Source organism: Paenibacillus sp. 01L418 (genome assembly GCF_056400045.1).
In genome coordinates this window covers 1-6,676 of the sequence record NZ_JBFTSN010000356.1, presented here as the reverse complement: position 1 = coordinate 6,676, position 6,676 = coordinate 1, and the positions used below count along the sequence as shown (strand labels likewise).

The following is a 6,676-nucleotide window of genomic DNA, read 5'->3' as shown; positions in this document are numbered from 1 at the left end:
AGCGTATATTGCTTATTTAGTGGAGTTCCATGCATCCAGAGATTATTTCGAATGTCACGAGCTTCTGGAGGAGTACTGGAAAGAGAATCCCGGTGATCGATTTGCGGATACTTGGGTTGGACTTATTCAGCTGGCTGTTGGCCTCTATCACGAGCGCAGAGGCAATGTTCGCGGCGCAGTCAAAATGCTAACGCAAGCAGATCGCAGACTGTCTGCAGCCCCGCTTGATGAGCTTGGTTTAGGTAAGAACAGCTTGCAGATGCAATTAAGTGCGAGATTGGCTTATTTGCAGGCAGAGGACGAAACTCCCTATACAGATATTAATTTGCAAATTGTAAACGAAGACGTCGTTTTATTGTGCAAGCAGATGTGTGATCAAAGAGGATTGATTTGGGGAGCTACGAGCCCATTAGATGATGATGCAATCATACACAGGCATTCAAAGAGAGACAGATCCGATGTGATAGCAGCAAGACTTGCAGCTTATGAAGCAAAAAAACGGGAACGTAGCGGTATGATTGAATAACCGCTGTGTTCCCGTTTTATTTGTTTACAATTGAGGCGTTGCAGCGTCTACAAGCTCTAGTTCACCAGTTTCGGAATCAATAATCAATCCATGTACTAAAATATTAGCAGGCAGCAGGGGGTGATTGCGGATGATGCTTACACTGTTTAGAACACTGTCTCTGACGTTGTCGAAGCCAGTCAGCCAGCGCATCAGATTAAGACCTGAATGCTTCAAGGTTGTAATCGTCTCATTGGAGACGCCTCGCTCTTCCATATGCTGAATGATGAGTTCAGGGTTGAGACCAGTCATCCCGCAATTGCTATGGCCAACGACAAATACTTCGTCAGCTTGCAGCTCATATAAGGCGACAAGGACACTACGCATAATATTGCCAAAAGGCTGGGTTACGATAGCACCAGCGTTTTTAATGATTTTGGCATCGCCATTTTTGAGATTCATAGCTTTGGGCAGCATTTCTGTCAGCCTTGTATCCATACAAGTAACGATGACCATTCTTTTGTTTGGATATTTGCTCGTGGAATATTTCTCGTATTTCCGGTTCTCAACAAATTCTTTATTGTAATTTAAAATTTCATCAATCTTGTTCATGCTGCTCCTCCGCTTAGAAAACGAAGGTTTACCGTATAGATTTGGCTGTCGCTCTTGAGACTAAAGCTGCTTCGTTCCTCATTGTAATCAACACGCAGCTGGGGTTCATAATATATTTCATGGCGAGGTTCATAATAGAAGGGCAAAGGATCGCCTTGTGCGAGTTTGTCGTCCACCGTGGGCTCACTAATCAACTGAAGGGCAGGAACGCCGCTAACGACACAACCGCATCCTTCTGTATCATGAAGCAGTTTTAATTGGTTTTTCCCCTCTTTTAAATAAGGAGTTAACCGATCAGTAGCTGCTTTGGAAAAAATGATATGCATATGGTTTCCTCTCTTTCTATCTCTTGCACTGGATGTCTTGCAGGTTTAAGATGATTATAAGGATTGGAATAAGTAAGATCAAGTAAAGATCCCATGAATCATAATCAATGTAAAAACGAAGCAGGAAGGTGGAACAATGATGTCTACAAAACATACGGAAGCTCTGCAAAATTTCAGAGAAACCATTCGCAAAATTTCGAGCTATGAGGAAGCACTCGGAGTTCTATATTGGGATTTGCGCACAGGCGCTCCGCGCAAAGGAATGGATAATCGCTCAGAGGTCATTGGCGTGTTATCCGGTGACCATTTTAAGCTGGCAACATCACCTGAACTAGGAGAAAATCTGTCCACACTGGAGGATCGTTCTGTATACTCAGAGCTCAGTGAAATCGATCAGCGTTTAGTTGCGGAAACTCGCAAGGAGTACGATCGCAGCATCAAAATACCACCGAAGCTCTATCAAGAATATGTGGTGTTATCCTCGCAATCCGAAAGCAAATGGGAAGAAGCGAAGGAAAATAATGATTATACAAGCTTCCAGCCCTATTTGGAGAAGGTCATTTCCTATACAAATCAATTTATTGACCTTTGGGGACCGAAAGAGACTCGTTATGATACGCTTCTTGATCAATATGAACCGGGCATGACCGTTGCTGAACTTGACCGAGTGTTTGGCGGTTTACGCGAGCAGCTCGTACCGCTAGCATCAGCGATCGCAAACTCGCCGCATCAGCCAGATACTTCATTTCTGAAGCAAAACTATGATAAATCGTCTCAAAAAGCGTTTAGTCTATACATATTGGAGCAAATGGGTTACAACTTTGAAGCAGGCAGGCTCGATGAGAGCGCTCATCCATTCGCTACAGGACTTAATCCCGGCGATGTTCGAATTACGACAAGATATTTGGAGGACGATGTAACAAGCGCATTGTTCGGAACAATTCATGAAGGCGGTCATGCGCTTTATGAGCAAAATATTATGGAAGAGCTTATCGGCACAACGCTTTGCACCGGAACTTCCATGGGGATTCACGAATCGCAATCCCGCTTCTGGGAAAATGTCATTGGACGGAGTAGACCTTTCTGGAATCGTTATTTCGGCGAGCTACAACAACGTTTTCCTGGTCAGCTTGATGTGAGCGTTGATCAATTTTATCGCGGGAATAATGTTGTGCAGCCATCGCTAGTTAGAATAGAAGCAGATGAACTGACTTATAATCTGCATATCATTATCCGCTATGAGATCGAGAAGCTTATATTTAATGGCGGCGCGAAAGCTGCAGATCTTCCAGCTATCTGGAATGAAAAATACAAAGAGTATTTAGGCGTGACTCCGCAAAATGATGCAGAAGGCGTTCTCCAAGATGTTCACTGGTCTGGTGGAGCTTTTGGTTATTTCCCTTCCTATTCACTTGGCAATATGTATGCGGCGCAAATCGCAGATACGATGGAGCGTGATCTGCAAGGTTTCTGGGGCAGTGTAGAAAAAGGGAATTTACTGCCGATTAAGCAATGGCTTAGCGAGCGCATTTACAAATACGGCAAGCTGAGAACGCCTTCTGAGCTTATCCAAAGCGTTACTGGCAAACCGCTTGATCCACAGCATTTGGTTGCTTATTTAACGAAAAAATATACAGACATCTACAAGCTGTAGTAAGCAGCTAAATTTACTAACAAGATGAGAAGGCTGTCCAATCGTCCAATGACGATAATGGGCAGCCTTCTTTTTGTGCATGTATTCACCGCCCTTCGCTAAAGCGCATAGGCTGAAGTACATTTATTAAACGCATAGTTGCAGAAGGGACTCAAAAATGAAAAAACGAATGGTATTGACGATGCTGCTCGCCGCAGTGCTAGTCATGACAAGTGTACTGGCTGGATGCGGGAAAGGCGATTCAGGCAATGTGAAGATTCGTATCGGCGAAGTAACGCGCTCATTATTTTATGCACCAGAATACGTAGCTGTCGCGAAAGGCTTCTTTAAAGAGGAAGGGCTCGATGTGGAATTAACGACTACACCGGGCGGTGACAAAACAATGACGGCATTGCTCTCGAATGCGATCGACGTTGCATTGGTGGGATCGGAAACTTCCATTTATGTGTATCAGCAGGGGACGGATGATCCGATCATTAACTTTGCCCAATTGACTCAAACCGATGGTACTTTCCTTGTAGCTAGAGAGGCTAATGCAAACTTCGATTGGAACAATTTAAAAGGAAAAGTATTCCTTGGCCAAAGAAAAGGTGGAATGCCGCAGATGGCCGGCGAGTTTGCGTTAAAGAAGCTTGGCATCGATCCGAAAGCGGATTTGGAGCTGATTCAAAACGTTGATTTTKCAAACATACCTGCAGCCTTCGCATCGGGTACTGGCGATTATGTCCAACTATTTGAACCGACAGCTTCGATTTTTGAGAAGGAAGGCAAGGGTCATGTGGTAGCATCATTTGGTGAGGAAAGCGGACACCTTCCTTACACGGTGTTTATGGCTAAGAAAAGCTACATCAACAAAAACAAAAAAGCTGTTCAATCGTTCACGAACGCTGTTCATAAAGCGCAGCTCTGGGTTAAGGACAACAATGCAGAAGCAATTGCCGATGTTGTGCTGCCATATTTTGAAAATGTGGATCGCGATATTCTTATCAGCTCCATTGACCGTTACAAAAAACAAGGCTCGTTCGCGACAGATCCAATCATTGATGAAGGGGAATGGAACAACCTTCTTGACGTTATTACGAGCGCAGGAGAACTTCAGAAGCGTACCGAGCATAGTGAAATTGTAGATACTAGCTTTGCCGAAAAAGCAATTGAAGCAGTAAAATAACTGCCGGCATGAAATGGAGGCTTAGGCATGATGGATGTACCCGTGCTTGAGCTGCAGCAATTATCACATGTATATGTGAATGAAAAAGGAGCCTCCCTCGCGGTCGAACAAATTGAGCTGACGGTTAACCGCGGGGAGTTTATCAGCTTGGTTGGTCCTAGCGGCTGCGGCAAGACGACGGTGCTTAGTCTGTTAGCCGGCTTGTTTCCACCGACTAAGGGGCAAGTACTGCTAAATGGTGAGCGGGTTGTGGGACCTTCGCCCAAGGTAGGCTACATGCTGCAGCAAGATTATTTATTTCCATGGCGTTCTATCAAAGAAAATGCCGCAATTGGACTTGAAATAAGCGGACGCAAATCAGAAAAGGCGCTTCAAGCGGTAGATGAGCTGTTAGTTGAACTTGGACTACCGGAATCCGGGCGTAAATATCCTCATGAGCTATCAGGCGGAATGAGGCAGCGAGTCGCACTTGCAAGAACTTTAGCTACAGAGCCGGAAGTGCTTCTGCTCGATGAGCCTTTCTCAGCACTTGATTTGCATATCAAACTCCAACTCGAGGACTTGGTTCATCAGACATTAAAGAGACTTGGCAAAACAGCCGTTCTCGTCACACATGATCTGGCAGAAGCAGCTGCAATGAGTGACCGTGTTATCGTGCTAGGCAGAAACCCAGGACATATTCGATGTGAAGTGGAAATACCGGAAGAGATTCGTCAAGCAACCCCGATGGCGGCTCGCAAGCTCCCAGACTTTCAACAATTGTTTGATCGCTTATGGGAGGAGCTTGATGAGGACGACATGGAAGGGGGTGGAAATGGTGGATGAACGAAACGGGCGGGATATATTGAATAACGACAAAACAGGTAAAGCTGCTGTATCGGGTATTCAAGAGGATCGCCTGACTTGGATGGGCGAGCTGCACACTCGGTTCAAGGAACACAAACGGCGTATTACAGCTGCGGTCATCACAACACAGTTTGTGCTGCTGCTCCTGTTTATCGGTCTATGGGAAGCAGCTGGGCGCAAAAATTGGATTGATCCCTTGCTGTTCAGCTATCCCTCCAAGATGTTTCTACAGCTATGGAAGACGATGGTGGACGGCTCAATATGGCCCCATGTTGGCATGACCGTGACAGAAACCGTCGTAGGTTTCTTGCTTGGTACGATTTTAGGCACTGCGATTGCCGCTTTGTTATGGTGGTTCCCATTTCTATCTCGTGTATTCGATCCTTATTTGGTCGTCCTCAATAGTATGCCCAAAGTGGCGCTTGGTCCTATTTTTATCGTCGGACTTGGACCAGGCTTTATGTCGATCGTTGCCATTACGCTATCGATCACTGTCATTATAACGATTTTGAACATTTATAATCGATTTCGTGAGATTGACACCGGTTATATTAAGGTCGTAAGGCTGTTTGGTGCTTCTAGACTGCAATTATTTAAGCTAGTCATTTTGCCGGGTTCTTTTCCTGTCATTATTTCAACGTTGAAAGTTAATGTCGGGCTAGCGTGGATCGGCGTCATCGTGGGTGAGTTTCTCGTCGCAAAGCTAGGTTTAGGTTATTTAATTATATATGGCTTCCAAGTCTTCAATTTCACACTAGTGCTATCAAGCTTGATTGTGATTGCTGTAGTCGCTACGGTTATGTATCAATTAGTTGCAATGCTGGAGAGAAAGTTGACTGAGGGTTGGCGCGAGCGGTAGGATGTAGAAATAAATCCTACTTAACGTGAGGTTAATTCATGGGCATTCGTATTATCAAAACGGCGTTAGCCGCCATTGCAGCCATTTATACCGCAGTCTATCTCGGATTGGAGCCGCCGCTTGGCGCCGGGATTCTTGCCATACTTGGTGTTGAAGTGACGAGGATGAAGGGGATTAAGAGCGCATTTGTGCGATTTATCGCTTCTGTGCTCGGACTTTTTTTTGCTTCGCTTATCTTTACTGTATTTGGTTTTCACATTTGGGCAGTTGCTATATTCATTCTCATTACTTTTCCAATATTGTCGCGCTTCCAATTGAAGGATGGCATCGTTACAAGTTCGGTTATCGTATTCCACCTTTTCAATCGGGCTGAGGTGACAACCGACATTATTGGAAACGAAATTATGCTCTTATTTGCAGGTTTGGGATGGGCAACCATCGTGAACATCATTTATATGCCTAAGGATGAGCATCAACTTAGCTTCTTTCGTTCTTCAATTGAGCAAAACTTTGCCGTCATCTTTCAAGAAATGTCGCTGACGCTGCGAGATCCATCGCATATATGGAATGGCGGCGAAATTTTGGAAGCCTATAACGCGATTGAGGAAGGAGCCCAGCGCTCCGTTCGCAATCGCGAAAATCGGCTTTGGGGCCAAGAGCAATATTGGTCCACTTATTTTGAAATGAGACGTCAGCAGCTCGAATC

The 6,676-nt window shown here is 45.0% G+C and carries 8 protein-coding genes; 6 read left to right on the top strand and 2 right to left on the bottom strand.

What is annotated here, in order from left to right:
* Positions 1 to 526, top strand: a 526-nt coding sequence (locus AC1DSE_RS27475) for a DUF309 domain-containing protein (protein WP_477528513.1), incomplete at its 5' end; no start/stop codon positions are given.
* Positions 527 to 550: 24 nt separating this feature from the next.
* Here the strand turns inward: AC1DSE_RS27475 and AC1DSE_RS27470 are convergent.
* Positions 551 to 1,117, bottom strand: coding sequence for a beta-class carbonic anhydrase (locus tag AC1DSE_RS27470; protein WP_441882522.1), 567 nt, complete (start codon positions 1,115 to 1,117; stop codon positions 551 to 553).
* Positions 1,114 to 1,443 (bottom strand): iron-sulfur cluster biosynthesis family protein, encoded by a 330-nt coding sequence (locus AC1DSE_RS27465; protein ID WP_076265787.1) that lies wholly within the window; start codon positions 1,441 to 1,443, stop codon positions 1,114 to 1,116. The genes AC1DSE_RS27470 and AC1DSE_RS27465 overlap by 4 nt, the downstream gene beginning before the upstream one ends.
* A gap of 139 nt (positions 1,444 to 1,582) precedes the next feature.
* Here AC1DSE_RS27465 and AC1DSE_RS27460 point away from each other — a divergent pair, with 139 nt between their 5' ends.
* The 5 genes from AC1DSE_RS27460 to AC1DSE_RS27440 all read left to right on the top strand — a co-directional run.
* Complete coding sequence (locus AC1DSE_RS27460; protein ID WP_477511906.1) at positions 1,583 to 3,097, top strand: carboxypeptidase M32; 1,515 nt, start codon at positions 1,583 to 1,585, stop codon at positions 3,095 to 3,097.
* Between the two features lie 157 nt (positions 3,098 to 3,254).
* Entirely contained in the window at positions 3,255 to 4,265 is a 1,011-nt protein-coding gene (locus AC1DSE_RS27455) for an ABC transporter substrate-binding protein (RefSeq protein WP_477528512.1), read from the top strand.
* Positions 4,266 to 4,292: 27 nt separating this feature from the next.
* Positions 4,293 to 5,090, top strand: coding sequence for an ABC transporter ATP-binding protein (locus tag AC1DSE_RS27450; RefSeq protein WP_076265790.1), 798 nt, complete (start codon positions 4,293 to 4,295; stop codon positions 5,088 to 5,090).
* A gap of 82 nt (positions 5,091 to 5,172) precedes the next feature.
* Positions 5,173 to 5,970, top strand: a complete 798-nt coding sequence (locus AC1DSE_RS27445) for an ABC transporter permease (protein WP_076266111.1) — start codon at positions 5,173 to 5,175, stop codon at positions 5,968 to 5,970.
* A 38-nt stretch (positions 5,971 to 6,008) separates the two neighbouring features.
* Positions 6,009 to 6,676, top strand: a 668-nt coding sequence (locus tag AC1DSE_RS27440; protein ID WP_477528511.1) for an aromatic acid exporter family protein, incomplete at its 3' end; no start/stop codon positions are given.